This window comes from Bradyrhizobium sp. C-145 (genome assembly GCF_023375135.1).
GTDB classification, from domain to species: domain Bacteria; phylum Pseudomonadota; class Alphaproteobacteria; order Rhizobiales; family Xanthobacteraceae; genus Bradyrhizobium; species Bradyrhizobium zhanjiangense.
Genome location: NZ_CP088150.1, coordinates 2,905,035 through 2,922,157, shown reverse-complemented (window position 1 = coordinate 2,922,157; position 17,123 = coordinate 2,905,035). Strand labels below are relative to the sequence as shown.

The window sequence follows — 17,123 nt, the reverse complement described above, 5'->3', positions numbered from 1 at the left end:
TTCATATCGATAGCTCCCGTGGAAGTCGTCGCAGTGAAAACAGCGGAAAAAGAACCCGTCGCTCTCGGACCGGATCGACAGGCATTTGTTGAATTTCTTCCGGCGCTGGTGCGAGCACGCCGGGCAGCGGAATGTTTTCGTTCCGCTGAATGATCGCGGGTCGGCGCCGACGCTTGCCAGCATCCGGAGAACTTCGTCGAGCGAATAGCGCTGCGTCATACCTGCACCCTCGGCGTTCGATCGTTGCTCGCGCCAGCGGTGCCTTTGATGATTGCGCCGATGAATTCTCGCGGTTTCTGTTTGGTCGATGCTTGCTCGATTGCCGCGCGAGCGAGCGCGACGTTGTGGTCTTTCGCCTTGAGCAATTGCGAAATCATCCCGCCGGCACTTTCGCCGAGGACTTGCCGGCCTCGCCGGAACAATTCGGTCTCGGCATCGACGGCAGATGGCCGTGCGCGGGATGGCTCGCCGAATTGAAACTGACCGTTGGGCCCTTCCCCTTTAGGGGAAGGGATATTCTTCTCTCCTCTACTCTCCTCTCCTCTACTCTTATGGTGTTGTCGTTCGGACAGTGGGCTTGATACCGGCTCGTGCGATTTCAAAGGCTTATCCGGCGAACCATCGCCAGACCTCGGCTCAACCTCGCCCTGACCTCGGCCCGACCCTTTGCGGACCCCGCGCGAACCCCGCCCCCCTTTGGCCGAGGTTGAGCGGAGGTCGGCGACACGTTGAAGCTCGGTTTCGGCGCGGTCATTCGTCAGGCGGCCGTCGATGATCCGTAGTTTACCTGCATCGAGCAGCCCCTTGAGGTTCCGGCGGAACGCGAGAATGTGTTGATTGCACCGGCCGGCGAGCCCTTGCTCGTGCAGCGCGATCGGGCCCTCGTGCAAATAGATCAGTTGGCAGACGACGTGATAAACGCGATACGGCCCATCATCGAGACCCTCGGTGCCATCCATCCAGCGAGGTATATCGTGCTTGAACCACTCGACCATCACGCCCTCCGGGGGAAAAGCGCTGATGTCTGGACCGCGAGCGAGGGCTCGAGCATCGCGGCCTGATAGTGCCAGAGCGCGAGCGCGTCGGCCGCGTTATCATCGCTCGGAGTCCAACCCAAGCGATAGCAGGCGTCCATCGTGAGCGACTTCGCCTCCTTCCGCTTGTGCCGGTTCGATCCGATGAAATGCGTGCGGACATCGGATACGCGCGCCTCGCGCACGTCGTAGCCGCGCGCATAAGTGAATTCTTCCACGACAGCACAAAGCCCGATCAACACGCGGATGATCTCCGCGTTAGTTCGGCCGGCCATGTGCTGCGGCACCATCGGCGCCTCGAACACCACCAACTTGATATCGTTCTCGGTCGCGAGGAACTCGTTGAGCCATTGCCGGCATCCGGCAAAGACCGCGCCCATGCTCGCGCCCTCGCGGGCAAAGCGCACCGAGCCGGAGTGCGGCTTATCCTCGTTGGGATAGCCGACGGCCCAGCCGGTCCTTGATGCGAGATCGAGCGCGAGGATGCGCGGATTGTACGGCATGGACGCACCGCATCAGTGGTGCGCGGTGCTGCCCATCGCCGCGCTCGCGGCCTGCATCGCGGCCGCCCTCCACAGCGGCAAGTCCTTGACGCCCTCGGCCGTCGCGAGCATCGAGAGAACCTGCTGCTGGTCGATTTCGAGATCGTCGTAAAGCTGCTTGTTCTTGGTCTCGTTCTTCCGGATTTTGACCAGCGTGCGCAATTCCTTCGACGGAATGCCGCGCGCCTTGGCCTCCTTGTAGACGTTGCGAATGTCTTCGCGGATGTTGCGGCAATCGCTCATGTAAGAACTGTGCCGCTTCACGAGAGCGTCCTCGAACCCGTCGATCTTGCCGAGTACTTCCTGCACTACCTCGGGGTCGAACTCGTTCGTTTGCTGGGCTGCTTGTTTCGCCATCGACTTCCCTTTCTTTGACGGGGCCTCGGCGAATTGGGATGGATCGCCGGGCCTCGCGTGGGCGGCCCATCACGCCCTCCCGACGTAAGCGGTGATGACGAACTTGCGCTTATGCTTGGCGCACCATGGCGATCCGGCCACCTTGCGCGCGCCACAAAACATCGCCAGGCCGTTCGGATCGCGCTGATCGAGCACGGCGCGGCAATGATGCCGCTTCGCGGCCAAGATCGACACGGGCTGCGTTGCCGGCTCGGTGATGAATTTCGGCAATGGTGCCGGTGTCGGCTTTTTGTGGGGCTTAGACGTGTACCGCGTCATGATCGGCCCGCTCTCGCGATGGAGCTTCAGCCGCTTGATCTTGCCGCAGACGGCGCTGCGCGTCTTCTCGACCGCATCGGCGATCAGCGCGGCCGATGCGCCGGCATTGAACATATGCCGCAGGGTGGTTTCGGCCTTGTCAGACCATTCGTTTGATTGAGCCATCGCACGCCGCCTTTGCTCGCGAAGCAGACAGCCACATCGAATAGGCAATGATTTGCATTCGCGTCATCTGAAAAACGCGCTCTCTGCCCGGCAATTTCGTAAATCGGATTTACGCGAGCGCCGCGCCATGCATCCGACATGACCCAGAGCCGTTTCGTCGCTACCAAACGGCGAAAGTTTCACTCTGCCCGGATTTTTTACGACGGATGTTGACATCGGACGCGAAGCGGAATGAAATTTTACGTGCGTAAGACGGGCGATTAAGCAAACAAAAACTCGCCCCGCGCGAGGCGTCACCGGGCCGCCATCGTAGCGGCCGGCACCACCAAAGAACATCGACGTTCCGAGCATCACCTTTGCGAAACGGCGGTTCGCAGAGCACGGAGGATTTTGTTTCGGCTAGGCGGGGGCTTTGGGGGAATGAAAAGCGCGGTGCGGTGCAATGCAATCAATCCTATGGGACGGCAAGCCGATCACTCGGCCGGGACTTTATCGCAACATTCCGCTCGCCGATTACCACCGGCACGATTTGTGCGATTCAATCAGCGTTTCGTCGTCGATGTTTCGCAATATCATCCGCAAGTCGCCCGCGCACGCGTTCGCAAATTCTTCGCTCAACCCACACCGCGATCGTGAGACGCAGACCGAGAGCATGGCGCTCGGCCGTTTCGTGCACAAGGCCGTGGCCGGCGAGCCGTTCGACGACGATTGCATGCTCTGCCCGCCGCTGGTGAAGGGCGAGCCGTTCAACATGCGGAAGAAGGTTTGGCAGGATTGGAAGGCCGACCAGGAAGCCGCCGGCAAGTACGTCATCACGCCATCGCTGGCCACGCGCGCCAAGGGCATGATCATCGCCCTCGGGCAATTCCCGCTCGTGCAGCAGGGCATGCTCGGCGGATCGCCCGAGCGCTCGCTAGTCTGGAAGGACCCGCGCGGCTTCTGGAAGAAAGCCCGACCGGATGAGATGCCGAACGACAGCGGCGATTTCGTCGACCTCAAGACCACCGCGTCCGTCCTCTATCGCGACACGCAATACTCGATCGCCGAGTACGGCTATATGCAGCAGGCCGCGATGGTGATGGAGGGCGCCCGCGCGCTCGGCATGGTCGCGAATTCCTTCACGCTACTTTGGGTCGAGAGCGAGAAACCGCATTGCGTACGCGCTCAGACGCTCAAGGACGAGGATTTGGCGCGGGGGCACCACCTCAACGAGTTGGCCGGCAAGACTTTTTGGCAATGCTACCAGAGCGGCGAATGGCCCGGTCCTGGCGATGACCGGCCGGATGCCGAATATGTCGACATGCCGGATTGGTGGCGCAAGTCGGTCGATGACCGGGTGAAATACGAATTGCGGGAGGCCGCGTGATGTCCGATCAAACCGTCACCACCGAACGCCCGCAAGATGCGCCGCCGCCCCAACCGCAGGCCGCCTCGGAGCGCGTGACCCGCCGCGATCTAGTCGAGGGTAACGCGGAGAAGGTCGTCACCGAGCGCACAGAGGCCGTGACGCTGTTCAAGGGCGGCGGGGTCGACTACTCCAATCTACGCGATATGGTCGACGCGGCCAAGCTGCTCGCATCCGCCGGGCCGATGCTCAAACCATGGCTACAAGGCAATGTCGGCGGGTGCTTCGCGATTTGCCTCCGCGCGCAGGAACTCGGCGTCTCGCCGCTCGCGCTCGCAGGCTGGACGTACATTGTCGAGCAATACGTCAACGGCCAGAAGGTCGAGCAAGTCGCCTATGAGAGCCAGATGTTCCACGCGATCATCGAGGCGCGGGCGCCGATCACCACGCGCTTGCAAGTCGGCTATGAAGGCGAAGGCGACAAGCGGCGCTGTCGCGTTTGGGCGACCTTCAAGGGCGAGACCGAGCCGCGCTACTTCCCGCCCCTCGATGCCGACCCCGATCAATTCACGCTGGGCAAACTTCACCCCGGCCACAATGACAAGGGGAAGGTGAAGGGCTCGCCGCTTTGGGACAAAAAGCCGGACCTTCAACTGTTCTACAACATGTCGCGCGATTGGGCGCGCATGTATTGCCCCGATGTCATCGCCGGCATGTATGGCCGCGATGAAATGGAGGATGCCGGTTTCACCGTGGCATCCGATCAAGCGAAGGACGTTTCCCCCGGACTGAACGCACGGCTGCGCGGATCATCGGCCGCCCTCGGTCAAGCTGCGATCGACGCAATCGATGCGCAGGCATCCGCATCATCAAAAGGCAAATCCAAGCCAGAACCCAAAGAACCTTCCGCGGAGCCCTCCGGGTCCGACTTCCCGGGCGAACGGCCAATGGACAGCGGCAAATGACGGGAATACCTGCAATGGGAATGCCTTGGACTGCCGATCGGTTTTTCGAGTTCGGAATGCAGCGTGGCGCGGAACTCGCGCAACGATACAGTTACGACGAGGCGCGACGATATCGCGAGATGGCTCGCGAGTTCCAGCGCATACGCGCCGCGCGGCCTTACGTCAATCAATGCGTCGTCGCCCGCGACCTCGGCGCCCGGGCCTTCGGGATCAGCGTCGACCATCTGCTCGCCGGGACGCGCGAGGCGGACGTAACCGCGATCCGGCAAAAACTCATGGCGTTCACCCACGTCATGACGGGTCTGTCCTTTCGGCAAATCGCGACCGTGTTCGATCGCGATCATTCGGCGGTCGGCTATGCCTGCAACAAATATGAGCGCGCCATCCGCGCGGCCGTGGCCGATCGCGGGTGAGGCTATGCGCAAGCTAGTGCGGGACATCGTTGGCGACATCCGCGATGCCGGCGGGTCGGACGTGCGGATCAGCGAGGGCGGGAATCACACGCGCGTGCATTTCGTCACGCCTTCCGGCACGCGCTCGATGCTGCTCATTCATCGCGGCACTGATGTCAGCAAACGATATGCCCGCATGCTCCGGTCGCAGCTCCGTCGAAAGGTCGCACAATGAGCGTTCAAGCCTACCCGCTGCACTGGCCGGGGCTTTCCTCGCACCAAGGCGCGCGACTACGACCGCGGGCGGCGCGGGATACCTCACGCCGCCCGTATCTAAGATTATTGGGAGAGCACAAAATGAAAATTCCGAAGGGCACCGATATCCGCGTCGACACCAGCAACGAACTGGTGGAATTGCACATCACGGCGGCGATCACCACCAAGGCGCAGGCGAACGAACTGGCGGCGGCAATCAAGTCGTTCTCCAGCGTGCTCGAAGGCGAGAAGCGCCAGCGCAAGCCGAGGGGGCAGCCATCGCAGGCGCAGGCCGCCTGATGTTGAAGTTTCGACTTGCCGCCTTCTATGGCGTCGACGAACCGGAGAACGGAAAGCGGCGCGGCGATTGCGCGATCCGCTCGACGCACGACGGCGAATGCAGCATGGGACCTTTGATCGAGACATTCCGCGCGCGGCCGGATATCGGCTGGATCGAGATCACCGATCTCGAAACGAACGAGACCAGGCGGGAGTATCTGCGATGACTGATCGCCGCGTCCTTCCGCAACGCCGCGCCGCTGAGACATTCGAGATCGCATGGGGCGGGCTCGACCGGACCTATGCTGTCACGCTGGGTTTCTATGACGACGGCGCGCTCGTCGAGGTTTTCATCACCGGGGGCAAGTCGGGCGAGCAAGTCGAGGCGGTGGCGCGCGATGGGGCCGTGCTGCTCTCGCTAGCGCTGCAATATGGTGCGCCGATCGCGAGCATGGCGGGCGCGATCACGCGCGATAGTGCCGGCGCGCCGTCCTCGATCATCGGCGCGGTCCTCGATCGGATACAACCGGACGCCGAGGTCGGTCGCGCCGACAAGGAGCGCACGCAATGACCGTCACCACCGTGACGCCGCATCGATCGCGGTGGCCGAAACGAAAGTGGCGTTCATGAGTGATGAGAGTACCCGAAGCCAACCCGCCCTGGCGGGCATCCCCACACTGATTTGCAAGGCGTGCAACGAGGAGAAGCCCGAGACCGAATTCTACATGCAAGTGCGCGACGGCTATAAGCCGCGTCGCATGCGGGTTTGCAAGGCTTGCCACAAGGCGCGCGTGGTTCGGAATACCCAGCGGTATCGGCGGGAAGGAAGGAGGTCGGATTAATGCACGAGTTTGGTAGCAAGGAGGCCGTGCCGATCGCGGACAAGCTTTCGCTTTCGACGGAGGAAGCCAGCGCGCTGACCGGAATCGGCCTCACCTCGATCCGGCAAGCGGTCAATAGGGAAGCGCTCGTCGCGCGAAAGCATGGCACGCGCACCATCATATTGCGAGAGGAGTTGGAGGCCTGGCTCAAAACACTGCCGAAAGCCGGTAAGAAATCGGTAAGCGCCACCAGAGACTAGATGTATAACTAATTGATATTAATAATGATTATCGAATACCATCGCGGATCATGTATCCGGCGCCGCGGATGGTGTGCAGCAGCGGGCGCTCGAAACCCTTATCGATCTTGGAGCGGAGCCGCGAAATGTGCACGTCGATCACGTTGGTCTGCGGATCGAAATGATAATCCCAGACGTTCTCGAGCAGCATGGTGCGCGTCACCACCTGGCCGGCGTGCTTCATGAGGTATTCGAGCAGGCGGAATTCGCGCGGTTGGAGCGTCAGCTCGTCCTTGCCGCGGGCAACGCGATGGGACAGCCTATCGAGCTCGAGATCGCCGACGCGGTAGAGCGTGTCCTCGGCCGGGCCGCCGCGGCGGCGCGACAGCACCTCGACGCGGGCCAGCAGTTCGGCGAAGGAATAGGGCTTTGGCAGATAATCGTCGCCGCCGGCGCGCAGGCCCTTGATGCGGTCGTCGACCTGCCCCAGCGCGGAGAGAATCAGCACCGGCGTGGTGGTGCCCTTCTCGCGCAGTCCGCCGATCAGCGACAGGCCGTCGCGCTTGGGCAGCATGCGGTCGACCACCAGCACATCGTAATCGCCGTTCTCGGCCATGGCGAGGCCTTCCTCGCCGTCGGCGGCGTGATCGGCAATGTGTCCGACTTCGCGAAACGCCTTCACGAGATAATCGGCGGATTCGCGGTCGTCTTCGATGATGAGGAGGCGCATCGTGCGTTCGGCGGCGGTCAAGGGTGTGAACCTTCTCTAAACATGGCGCGAGCGGCAATCGCATGCAAGCCGAAGCGGAACGATCTCGGATCGGGAAAAGGCGGGCGGTGAAGCTGGGGGGACTTCACCGCCCTAGGCCTTCCGACGGAGGGGGGCGTAATTCCACCGGAAGGTAGATGAGGGAAGCAAACGTTGCGCTGCTCCCCCGAAGGGCGCCGGCGGCGGGGGCGACTGATGCCGGCGACACCCTTCATCTCATAGGCCTCCTGAGGCTTCAGCCCTTGTTAGCCCTTGGCGATGGGCACGGCGACGAAGCGCGACTGGCCGCCGCTCTTGACGCGCATCAGGACGCTGTTCTTGTTGTCGGTCCGCGCCGTGTTGATGGCGTCGCGGACTTCGCCGGCGGTGCTCACGCTCTTGCCGCCGACTTCGAGAATCACGTCGCCTTCCTTGAAGCCGCGTTCAGCCGCGGCGCTCTTGGGATCGACTTCGGTGACCACGACGCCTTCCTTGCCGGCACCGGCCACGGAATTGGCGGGCGCAACCGTCATGCCGAGCTTGGGAACGTCGGTGCCACGGCTCGCACCCTTGCCCTTGTCGTTGTCGGTGTCGGCCTTGGCCTCGATCGTGTTCGGCAGCTGGCCGAGGGTGAGGTTTACGACCTTGTCCTGGCCCTTGTGCAGCACGTTGAGCTTCACGGTCGCGCCGGGTGCCATGCCGCCTATGGTGCGGGCGAGCTCGCGGGCGTCCTTGACGGATTCGCCGTTGACCGAGGTGATCACGTCGCCGGACTCGATGCCGGCCTTCGCCGCCGGACCGTTCGCCTGCGGCTCCGCCACCAGCGCGCCTTCGGCCTTCTTCATGCCGAGGCTGTCGGCGATGTCAGACGTCACCGGCTGGATCTGCACGCCGATCCAACCGCGGCTGACCGAGCCCTTGTCCTTGAGCTGGGCCACCACGCTCTTGACGGTGTTGGCGGGAATCGAGAACGCGATGCCGACGCTGCCGCCCGAGGGCGAGTAGATCGCGGTGTTGACGCCCATCACCTCACCGTTGGTGTCGAAAGCCGGACCGCCCGAATTGCCCTTGTTCACGGGCGCATCGATCTGGATGAAATCATCATAGGGACCGTTGCCGATGTCACGGCCGCTGGCCGAGACGATGCCCGCGGTCACGGTGCCGCCGAGACCGAAGGGATTGCCGACTGCGAGCACCCAGTCGCCGATCCGCGGCTTGCTATCCGCAAGCTTGGCGAATGGGAAGTTCGAGCTGCCCTCGACCTTGATCAGGGCGAGGTCGGTGCGCTGGTCGGTGCCGATCACCTTGGCGGTATAAGTCTTGCCGTCGTCGGTGGTGACCTCGACCTTGTCGGCGCCGTCGACCACGTGGTTGTTGGTCACGGCATAGCCGTCGGGCGAGATGAAGAAGCCGGAGCCCTGGCCCTGCACGACGCGGCCACGGCCGCCCTTCAGGCCCGGGAAACCGTCCGGACCGCCGAAGCGGCGGAAGAAGCGCTCCATCGGCGAGCCCGGCTGGAACGGCGAGGAGGAATCATCGCCGTCATCGTTGCTCGCGGTCTTCTCCTTGATGTTGACCTTCACCGAGATCACCGACGGCTTCACGCGCTCGACGATGTCGGCGAAGCCGATCGGACGCTCGACCTTCCGAACCTCTTGGTTGACCTGCGCATGCGCCGGGCTGGAGAACAGGTCCGCCGGCGAGGTCGACGGGCTGAAGCCATAGACGGCCGCGCCGAGACCGGCGACGACCGAGGCCATCAGCGCGATCTTGCGCGCGGAGAACACCGACCGGCGCGGCTGCCGGTAGGACGGAAGATTCGAGAGGTCGGGACGGTCGGTCATGCAGAGATCTCCAGGGCCTTGAAATTCATTTGGCGCCGGATAGCGGCACGTTACGGTCCTGAACATGGGGGCTCCCGCCTTACCGTGCGCTGGCGGCGGGGTTAAACTTTCGTAATGAAGCGGCGGCGTGGATGCGGCAGTTTAGCGCAGCCCGAAAATCGTGTTTCTACAGGAACTTAATCGAGTTCCCGCGATGAGCGTGGAACCCTGCTCGGACGATTTTAGCTTGCCTTGACACTGACGATGAACTCGTCGACCTCGCGTTTCAAGGTCTCGGCCTGCCGCGACAGGTCGACCGCGGAATCGCGCGCCTCGGCGGCCATGCGCCCGGTCTCGGCCGAGGTCGAGGTGATCTGGACGATGTGATTGGAAACGTCGAGCGTGCCGTGCGCGGCATCCTGGGCGCTGCGCGTGATTTCCTGCGTGGCATTGCGCTGCTGGGCGGTGTCGACCTCGATACCGGACATGATCGACGAAATCTCCGACAGCGTCTTGGAGATGCCGTCGATCGCGCCGCGCGTCTGTGCGGTGATGCCCTGGATGCTGGCGACATGCGAGGTGATCTCCTCCGTCGCCTTGCTGGTCTGGTGCGCCAAACTCTTCACCTCGGACGCGACCACCGCAAATCCCTTGCCGGCCTCTCCCGCCCGCGCCGCCTCGATGGTGGCATTGAGCGCCAGCAGATTGGTCTGCGAGGCGATCGCCTGCACGAGCTGCACGACCTCGCCGATCTTGTCGGCCGCATCGGACAGGGTGTGGATGGTGTCGCGGCTCTTCTCGGCCTGGGACGCTGCGCCCTCGGCACGCTGGGTCGCGTCGGTGACGCGGCGACTGATCGTGCCGATCGAATTGGTCATCTCCTCGGCCGAGCCCGCAACGGTCTGGACGCTGGCGCTGGCCTGGCTCGCGGCGCTTGCCACCGCATTGGCCTTGGTGCTGGTGTCGTTGGCGGTCCGCGACAACGTCTCGGCGTTGCTCTTCAGGTGCACAGCCGAGGACGCCACGCTGTCGACGACGCTGGCGACGAGATCGTTGAAGCGCTTGATCCGTGCGTCCAAAAATGTCGACCGCTCGGCCTGGTGCTGCGCCTCATGCAACTGCCGCTCGGTGAGGCGGCGCCGCTCGAGGCCATTGGTCTTGAAAACCTCCAGCGCACCGGCGAGCAGGCCGATCTCGTTGGTGCCGCCGAGCCCCGGAACCGGCGTCTCGAATTTCTGATCGGCGACCTCGCGCATGGCATGCACGATCGCTGCCAAGGGATTGAGGATGCCGTTGCGCACGGCAAACCAGGTGGTGAGGCAGATCGCGACGGCGACGATCGCGATCACGCCGCAGGCGATCAGGAAATAGGAGAAGGCGGTCTGCGCCTGCTGGTAGATCTGCATCGCATGGTCGCGCGCCGGACCGCTCAGCGCGGCGAAGTCCGACGACAGGCTGGTGATCTCGTTGTCGAGGTAGAGCACCGCGACGAATCCGGTGCCGCCGCCGATGCCCAGCAGGAACAATAATGCAGCGACGACAGCGCCGACCAGGAAGCGGATCGTCAGATTGCTATTCGTGAACATCGGGGACTCAGAATCTGGAATCAAATCTCGCGACAAGTTTCCAGACAAAGGTCAACATAGCATGAAACACGAGGGCCGGCACCGGCGGCCTCCGCATCATGACGCAGCCAGGACGCTAGGACGATTTGGCATCATCCGACATCAACGCGGCGAGCCGCGCCTTCTCGTCGGGCGAAAGCGGCGGCGCCGGTAGGTCTTCACCGCTTCGCGCGCGGCGCCGGATTTGCAGCCATAGCGCCAGGCCGCCGCCAACCAACAGAAGCGGCGCGAGCAGCCATAGCAGCATGGTTTGGCGCTCGAAGCGCGGCTTCAGCAGCACGAACTCGCCATAGCGCGCGACCAGGAAGTCGAGCACCTGCGAATTGCTGTCACCGGCGGCGATGCGCTCGCGCACCAGCAGGCGCAAATCGCGCGCGAGCGGCGCGTCGGAATCATCGATCGACTGGTTCTGGCAGACCATGCAACGCAGCTCGCGCGACAAGTCGCGGGCGCGCGCCTCCTTGGCGGGATCCGACATGATCTCGTCAGGCTGCACCGCGTGCGCCGCAGGCCAGGCCAGCAGCATCAGCGCGACGATCACGAACCACATCCGGCGCATCGGATCACTCCGCCGGCTGGAGGCGCTGCTTGGCCCGCGCCGGCTTCGGCGCACCGACCCGCAAACGGCGGTCGGACAGCGACAGCACGCCGCCGAATGCCATCAGCACCGGCCCCCACCAGATCAGCAGCACCAGCGGCTTGTGATAGATGCGCGCCGCGATGGCGCCCTCGGCGGTGGCATCGCCAAGCGAGATGTAGAGCTGGCTCGCGCCGCGCGTCAGCAGCGCCGCCTCGGTGGTCGAGGAGCCGCGGGTGGTGAAGCTGCGCTTGGACGGCGTCATGACGCTGAGTGTCTCGCCGTTGCGGCTGATGTTGAACTCGGCGATCATCTCGCGGTAGTTCGGGCCCTGGCGCTGAAACAGCCCGTCGAGCTTCACGTCGTAGCCGGCGACGTGGGCGACGTCGCTCTGCTTCATCGTCGCGATATATTCGCTGTTCCAGGTGGTCTCGCAGACGATCCCAATCAGCGCGACACCGAGGCCGGCATGCGCGAGCGCGGTGCCCCAGGCCGAGCGCGGCAGGCCGCGCGCCCGGTGCAGCACTGTTGCGAACGGCAGGCGAACCAGGCCCGTCCGCTCGACGATGTCGGTGACGGCGCCGGCGACGACGAAGACACCGAGCCCGATCGCGAGCGGCGCCAGCGCGCTGCCGCCCCGCGCCCAGGCCCAGGTGATGGCGACGACGACAAGGCTGGCAACGCCCGCCGCGAGCAGGCGCTGTGTCACGCCGAGCAGATCGCCGCGCTTCCACGCCAGCATCGGGCCGAACGGCACGGCGAGCAGCAACAGGGCAAACAGCGGAGCGAAGGTGAGATTGTAGAAGGGCGCGCCGACCGACATCTTGAAGTCGGCCAGCATCTCCATCGCCAGCGGATAGAGCGTGCCGAACAGCACGACTGCGCAGGCGACCGTGAGCAGCAGGTTGTTCAGCACCAAGGCGCCCTCGCGCGAGATCGGCGCGAACAGACCGCCCTGCTTCAACGAAGTGGCGCGGCCCGCGAACAACGACAGGCTGCCGCCGATGAACAGGCAGAGGATCAGCAGGATGAATACGCCGCGGGTCGGATCGGTGGCGAAGGCGTGCACCGAGGTGATGACGCCCGAGCGCACCAGGAAGGTGCCGAGCAGCGACAGCGAGAAGGTCAGGATCGACAACAGGATGGTCCAGACCTTCAGCGCGTTGCGCTTCTCCATCACCAGCGCCGAATGCAGCAGCGCGGTGCCGGCAAGCCACGGCATCAGCGAGGCGTTCTCGACGGGATCCCAGAACCACCAGCCGCCCCAGCCGAGCTCGTAATAGGCCCAGTACGAGCCCATGGCGATGCCGAGCGTCAGGAAGATCCAGGCGACCAACGTCCACGGCCGCACCCAACGCGCCCAGGCCGCGTCGATCCGCCCCTCCATCAGCGCCGCGACGGCGAAGGAGAACGAGATCGAGAAGCCGACATAGCCGAGATAGAGCATCGGCGGATGCACGGCGAGACCGATGTCCTGGAGCACCGGATTGAGATCGCGCCCCTCGATCGGCGGATTGGCGATGCGCAGAAACGGGTTCGAGGTCACCAGGATGAAGAGATAGAAGGCGCTGGCGATCCAGGCCTGCACGGCCAGCACGTGCGCGCGCAGCGACAGCGGCAGATTGTTGCCGAAAGCCGCGACCAGCCCACCGAACAGCGCGAGAATCGACACCCACAGCAGCATCGAGCCTTCATGGTTTCCCCACACGCCGGTGATCTTGTAGAGCAGCGGCTTCATCGAGTGGGAATTCTCGTAGACGTTGGCGACAGAGAAATCCGAGTTCACGTGCAGCATCACCAGCGCCGTGAACGAGGCGCCGACGAACAGCAGCTGCGCCAGCGCGGTGGAGCGCGCCACGTTCATCAATGCAACGTCGCGGAGGCGCGCGCCGATCAACGGCACGATGGACTGGATCAGTGCGAGCCCGAGCGCCAGCACCAGCGCGTAGTGTCCGGATTCTGCGATCACCGCACCGCTCCCTGCGGATTACCCTGCGCGGTCGTGGCCGCAGGTTTGCTGCCGCCCGAAGCTATGCCGCCGTAATCGTCCTTCCAGTGCCCCTGCTTCTTCAGGGCATCGGCGACGTCCTTGGGCATGTAGGTTTCGTCGTGCTTGGCAAGCACGGTGTCGGCCTTGAACACGCCGTTTGCGTCGAGCGCGCCTTCGGCGACGACGCCCTGCCCTTCACGGAACAGGTCGGGCAGGATGCCCTTATAGGCGACCGGCAGCTTGGCGTTGCCGTCGGCGACCTCGAAGTTCACCGCGAGATTGTCGCCGCGCTGGAGCGAGCCGGGCTGCACCAGCCCGCCGAGGCGAAACCGCTTGCCGGGCCCGACGTGCTTCTCGGCGACCATGGTCGGGGTCGAGAAGAACACGATGGAATCGCGCAACGCGTTGAGCACCAGCGCGGCCGCGAGCGCGAGCACGGCGAGCGAGCCGCCGATGATGGTCATACGTCGCTGCTTGCGCGTCATGGCGTATCCGTCCTCCGCTCGTCTCGTCCCGACATCGTCATCCGCCGAGCCCGAGGGTCCTGAGCCCTTCGTTGAGCTGGCGCAGTCGCTCGGCATCGCTCGCGACCGCCTGCCGGGCATCGGCCGATGCCCCCACCGCCTTGCCACGGTCGCCCATCACGAGATAGGCGCGCACCAGGCGCAGCCACCCCTCGACGTCATCGCCGTTCTGCTTGAGCCGCGTGGCGAGGCGTTCGACCATGCCGCGCACCATCGCGTTGCGATCGCCCTCGGCCATGTCCTTGGACGCTGCGATCGTCTCATCCGACAGCGCCGGCATCGTGCCGCCGCCGACCCGCGCCAGCGAAGATTGCACCAAAGGACGCCACGGCGCATCCGCCGGCGCCTTCGCCAGCAGCGTGCGCCAGATATTGGCGGCATCGTCCTTGCGGCCGTCCTGCTCGGCGGCGAGCCCCAGGAAGTAGTTCGCCTTGGGGTCGTCGGCATTGAGCGCGTGCGCACGCTCGAATTCCACCTTGGCCTCGGCGGTCACGACGCCGCCGGCAGCGGCCGAGAGCGCCTCGCCGAGATCGGAGCGGCGCTCGGGGCTCTCGCCATTGTAGGTGAGCGAGTTGCGATAGGCGCGCACCGCATCGTCGAAGCGGCCGAGCCGCTCCAGCACCGGCGCGAGCACGTTCCAGCCGCGACCGTCGGTCGGATTCTTTTCCAGATGTTGCTCGACCTGCACGACGAGGTTCTCGAGCGATTGCGCCATGCCGGACCCGGATCCGCGCTCGCGCTGCGCCAAGGGAAAGTCCTGAAGCCGGGGCGAGCCGAGCGGCACGTAGACGCCGATCGCAACCAGCGGCAGACCGGCAAGCGCCAGCACGGCCGCGGCGCGGCGCCATTTCAGGCTCGATTTCGGCGCCGTTGCGGGTTCGCTGGCGGCCGCGGCGAGCAGCCGGCGGCTGATCTCGACGCGCGCAGCCTCGGCTTCAGGAGCTGCGATCAGTCCCGTGCCGAGATCACGCTCGATCTCGGCCAGTTGGTCCTTGTAGACCGCGACCTCGCTGCCTTGATTTTGCGCGCGTCCGCTGCGGCCGAGCGGCAGAAGCACGGCGAAAATCGCCGCGACCGTCATCAGCGCGAACACGAACCATAGCGTCATCTGGCAAGCTTCCGGCGGCGCACGAGCCGCGCCCACAGGTGGCTTTACACCACGGCCGGACGAGGCGGCAATTGACAATTGTCAATTCGGCGCGACCGCGCGCGGTCCCGAAACGGTGAAACTCCAACGGCTTAGCCGATCTCGAAGTCCGCACTTTGTGCGGCATCCTCGCCGTGCCCGTTGAAGGCCTTCAGGAAGTATGTTCCGGGCCGGATTGCAGCGGGCATTCTGATGCGCAACGCCCCCACCGGAACCGGCGAGGCGACCCTGGTGACTGTCTCCGGCACTTGCCGACCGCTTGCCTTCTCGACCAGCACCACCTTCGCGCCGACCATCAGTCGTTGATATTTGGCAGTGATGACGCGGTTCTCGATTTCGATGGAGCTGATAATGGGTTTCATGCGCCCACAAATAGAAATTCCCCGGACTTGCACGGGACCGTAGGGCTCGCTATCGGCAGCGTCAACCTCAAATTGTGATCACGAAAATATGCGCTTATATCAGCTTGCGCGCGACGATTTGCGCTCGCCCGTGAGCGCGTTTTCTGCCGCACGACTCATCAGCGAGGCGTAATCGTCGCCGAACAGCACCTGGCAGAAGCGGATCGCGGCCTGCACCTGCTGCTGTCGATAGGTGCGGACCTTGTGATCGGCGGCGCGCAGCGACTGCACCAGCTGTTCGGTCGAGCGTTCGACATATTGCTGGAGGTCGGAATAGGTGCGCAGCGTCACCTCGTTGATCGCAAGCTCGCTCGCATAGTTGCGGCAGGTCGCGACGAAATCGATCAGCGCCACGGTTTCCTCGACCTCGGTGCTGTCGATTCGCGCCCCCGGCGGAATGTCCTTCTCGGCGCGCTGCCGCAGGATGCGGCGAACGCGGCCGGGAACGCTGTCGATCTCGGATTGCAGCGCATTGGAGATGTCGGCCCGGATCGAGACCAACTGCTTGCCCCAGGCGGAATCGTTGCGCAGGTCCAGCTCGGTGCGCAGGCCGCGCACGCCGTCATGCAGCGCCTTGAGGTTGCCGGCGACATTGTCGAAATGGCCGCGCTTGATGTCCATGCGCAGGATCGCGGCAACGCAGGACAAATCGTGCAGGGCGATCGTGACGGCGACACCGTAGGGCGTTGCGGCGACGCGGATCTCGTCGTCCGATGCGGCAATCTTGATGGCAAGGCGGATGATCTGCCACGGCGCGGTCATCCGCTGCACCACCATCGACAGCGCGAAGGGCAGCATCTGCGGGGTCTGGAGAACGGGAATGTTGAGCGCTGACGTCACCGAGGCGATCTGGGAATCGCCGAAGGCGCGCAGGAAGCGCGGCAGCTTCTCGTTCAGGGCCGCGATGGCTTCCCGGACCTGGAGCACTGCACCGATCGAATAGAGATCATCGATCACGTTGGGCGGGCCGACACGGGCCAGCGCGCGCGACTTGTCGCCGCCGCCGGGCCCCGTCAGCGCGAAGATCGCGTCCGCAGCCACCGCCTGGAGCTTTGAGGCCAGCGCCTCGACCTGGCCGGCACTGTCTGCCGGCATGCGGGCCAGCGCCGCCTCGAATTCATTCACCTTGTCCGGGGCGCCGTCACGGCCGAGCCATTGCCAGATCGGGTGCAGCGAGGAGCGGCGGATTTGTCCGACCCGGATCGGAGCGCCCGCTTCGACCAGGAATGGTTCCAACACTTGGAACAGCAGGCGCGACGGGTCATCCGTACGCGGCGGCGGGGCCTCGTCGGCTTCGCTCTTGCGGACGATCTTGCGCAACTGCTCAAGCACGAGGGTCGCGACAGCCGTGTCCTGGCCACGCTCCAGCGCGCGCTCGAACTCCCGCATCAGCAGCGCCTGCGACTGCGGCGGGAGCTGCGCGAGATATTCCCTCAGCCGCTCGATCGATGTCTGGCTCATGCGCCCGGGTCATGCACGGTAAAATGGCGGACATGGGATGCGTCCGGGTGCGATCTTAAGAGGTCCCCACTTAAGAAGCCGTTTAGGAAGTCGCCTCGAATGCCTCCGGTTTTCT

General features: G+C 64.3%; 21 protein-coding genes. 8 read left to right on the top strand and 13 right to left on the bottom strand.

Annotation, left to right across the window (positions count from 1 at the left end; all coding sequences use genetic code 11):
• Positions 1-215: 215 nt before the first annotated feature.
• The 4 genes from LRP30_RS13445 to LRP30_RS13430 form a co-directional block, all read right to left on the bottom strand.
• Positions 216-995: a DUF1376 domain-containing protein gene (locus tag LRP30_RS13445; protein ID WP_249760620.1), complete on the bottom strand. Its 780-nt coding sequence runs from the start codon at positions 993-995 to the stop codon at positions 216-218.
• Positions 995-1,537 (bottom strand): hypothetical protein, encoded by a 543-nt coding sequence (locus LRP30_RS13440; RefSeq protein WP_249760619.1) that lies wholly within the window; start codon positions 1,535-1,537, stop codon positions 995-997. The genes LRP30_RS13445 and LRP30_RS13440 overlap by 1 nt, the downstream gene beginning before the upstream one ends.
• 12 nt (positions 1,538-1,549) lie before the next feature.
• Positions 1,550-1,933, bottom strand: a complete 384-nt coding sequence (locus LRP30_RS13435) for a GapR family DNA-binding domain-containing protein (RefSeq protein WP_249760618.1) — start codon at positions 1,931-1,933, stop codon at positions 1,550-1,552.
• A gap of 69 nt (positions 1,934-2,002) precedes the next feature.
• Positions 2,003-2,416 carry a GcrA family cell cycle regulator gene (locus tag LRP30_RS13430; protein WP_249760617.1) on the bottom strand — a complete coding sequence of 138 codons (414 nt, stop codon included), beginning with the start codon at positions 2,414-2,416 and terminating at the stop codon, positions 2,003-2,005.
• 442 nt (positions 2,417-2,858) lie between these two features.
• Between LRP30_RS13430 and LRP30_RS13425 the strand changes: the two genes are divergently transcribed.
• The 8 genes from LRP30_RS13425 (at position 2,859) to LRP30_RS13390 (ending at position 6,733) form a co-directional block, all read left to right on the top strand.
• Positions 2,859-3,782: a PD-(D/E)XK nuclease-like domain-containing protein gene (locus LRP30_RS13425; RefSeq protein ID WP_249760616.1), complete on the top strand. Its 924-nt coding sequence runs from the start codon at positions 2,859-2,861 to the stop codon at positions 3,780-3,782.
• Positions 3,782-4,726, top strand: a complete 945-nt coding sequence (locus tag LRP30_RS13420) for a recombinase RecT (RefSeq protein ID WP_249760615.1) — start codon at positions 3,782-3,784, stop codon at positions 4,724-4,726. Before LRP30_RS13425 ends, LRP30_RS13420 begins: the two co-directional genes overlap by 1 nt.
• Before the next feature lie 56 nt (positions 4,727-4,782).
• A complete protein-coding gene (locus tag LRP30_RS13415; RefSeq protein WP_249760614.1) occupies positions 4,783-5,139 on the top strand; it encodes a helix-turn-helix domain-containing protein in 357 nt (118 codons plus the stop codon).
• Between the two features lie 4 nt (positions 5,140-5,143).
• Positions 5,144-5,353, top strand: a complete 210-nt coding sequence (locus LRP30_RS13410; protein WP_249760613.1) for a hypothetical protein — start codon at positions 5,144-5,146, stop codon at positions 5,351-5,353.
• 122 nt (positions 5,354-5,475) lie between these two features.
• Positions 5,476-5,673: a hypothetical protein gene (locus LRP30_RS13405; RefSeq protein WP_249760612.1), complete on the top strand. Its 198-nt coding sequence runs from the start codon at positions 5,476-5,478 to the stop codon at positions 5,671-5,673.
• Positions 5,673-5,879 (top strand): hypothetical protein, encoded by a 207-nt coding sequence (locus LRP30_RS13400; RefSeq protein ID WP_249760611.1) that lies wholly within the window; start codon positions 5,673-5,675, stop codon positions 5,877-5,879. Before LRP30_RS13405 ends, LRP30_RS13400 begins: the two co-directional genes overlap by 1 nt.
• Positions 5,876-6,223 carry a hypothetical protein gene (locus LRP30_RS13395; RefSeq protein WP_249760610.1) on the top strand — a complete coding sequence of 116 codons (348 nt, stop codon included), beginning with the start codon at positions 5,876-5,878 and terminating at the stop codon, positions 6,221-6,223. The genes LRP30_RS13400 and LRP30_RS13395 overlap by 4 nt, the downstream gene beginning before the upstream one ends.
• Positions 6,224-6,493: 270 nt before the next feature.
• Positions 6,494-6,733 (top strand): helix-turn-helix domain-containing protein, encoded by a 240-nt coding sequence (locus LRP30_RS13390; protein WP_249760609.1) that lies wholly within the window; start codon positions 6,494-6,496, stop codon positions 6,731-6,733.
• 28 nt (positions 6,734-6,761) lie between these two features.
• On the opposite strand, the gene LRP30_RS13385 is transcribed toward LRP30_RS13390, so the two are convergent.
• The 9 genes from LRP30_RS13385 to LRP30_RS13345 form a co-directional block, all read right to left on the bottom strand.
• Positions 6,762-7,442, bottom strand: coding sequence for a response regulator transcription factor (locus LRP30_RS13385; protein WP_091891039.1), 681 nt, complete (start codon positions 7,440-7,442; stop codon positions 6,762-6,764).
• A gap of 284 nt (positions 7,443-7,726) precedes the next feature.
• The gene (locus tag LRP30_RS13380) at positions 7,727-9,304 is read right to left on the bottom strand and encodes a Do family serine endopeptidase (RefSeq protein WP_128939080.1); all 1,578 of its coding nucleotides are present in this window, start codon (positions 9,302-9,304) and stop codon (positions 7,727-7,729) included.
• A gap of 221 nt (positions 9,305-9,525) precedes the next feature.
• A complete protein-coding gene (locus LRP30_RS13375; RefSeq protein WP_249760608.1) occupies positions 9,526-10,869 on the bottom strand; it encodes a HAMP domain-containing methyl-accepting chemotaxis protein in 1,344 nt (447 codons plus the stop codon).
• A 115-nt stretch (positions 10,870-10,984) separates the two neighbouring features.
• Positions 10,985-11,467, bottom strand: a complete 483-nt coding sequence (locus LRP30_RS13370; protein ID WP_249760607.1) for a cytochrome c-type biogenesis protein — start codon at positions 11,465-11,467, stop codon at positions 10,985-10,987.
• 4 nt (positions 11,468-11,471) lie between these two features.
• The gene (locus LRP30_RS13365; protein ID WP_249760606.1) at positions 11,472-13,454 is read right to left on the bottom strand and encodes a heme lyase CcmF/NrfE family subunit; all 1,983 of its coding nucleotides are present in this window, start codon (positions 13,452-13,454) and stop codon (positions 11,472-11,474) included.
• Positions 13,451-13,960: a cytochrome c maturation protein CcmE gene (gene ccmE / locus LRP30_RS13360; protein WP_249760605.1), complete on the bottom strand. Its 510-nt coding sequence runs from the start codon at positions 13,958-13,960 to the stop codon at positions 13,451-13,453. Before ccmE ends, LRP30_RS13365 begins: the two co-directional genes overlap by 4 nt.
• Positions 13,961-13,997: 37 nt before the next feature.
• On the bottom strand, positions 13,998-15,107 hold the full coding sequence (gene ccmI / locus LRP30_RS13355) for a c-type cytochrome biogenesis protein CcmI (protein WP_249760604.1): 1,110 nt from the start codon (positions 15,105-15,107) through the stop codon (positions 13,998-14,000).
• A gap of 131 nt (positions 15,108-15,238) precedes the next feature.
• Positions 15,239-15,508 carry a hypothetical protein gene (locus tag LRP30_RS13350; protein WP_249760603.1) on the bottom strand — a complete coding sequence of 90 codons (270 nt, stop codon included), beginning with the start codon at positions 15,506-15,508 and terminating at the stop codon, positions 15,239-15,241.
• Between the two features lie 99 nt (positions 15,509-15,607).
• The gene (locus tag LRP30_RS13345; RefSeq protein WP_249760602.1) at positions 15,608-17,008 is read right to left on the bottom strand and encodes a hypothetical protein; all 1,401 of its coding nucleotides are present in this window, start codon (positions 17,006-17,008) and stop codon (positions 15,608-15,610) included.
• Positions 17,009-17,123 lie beyond the last annotated feature (115 nt).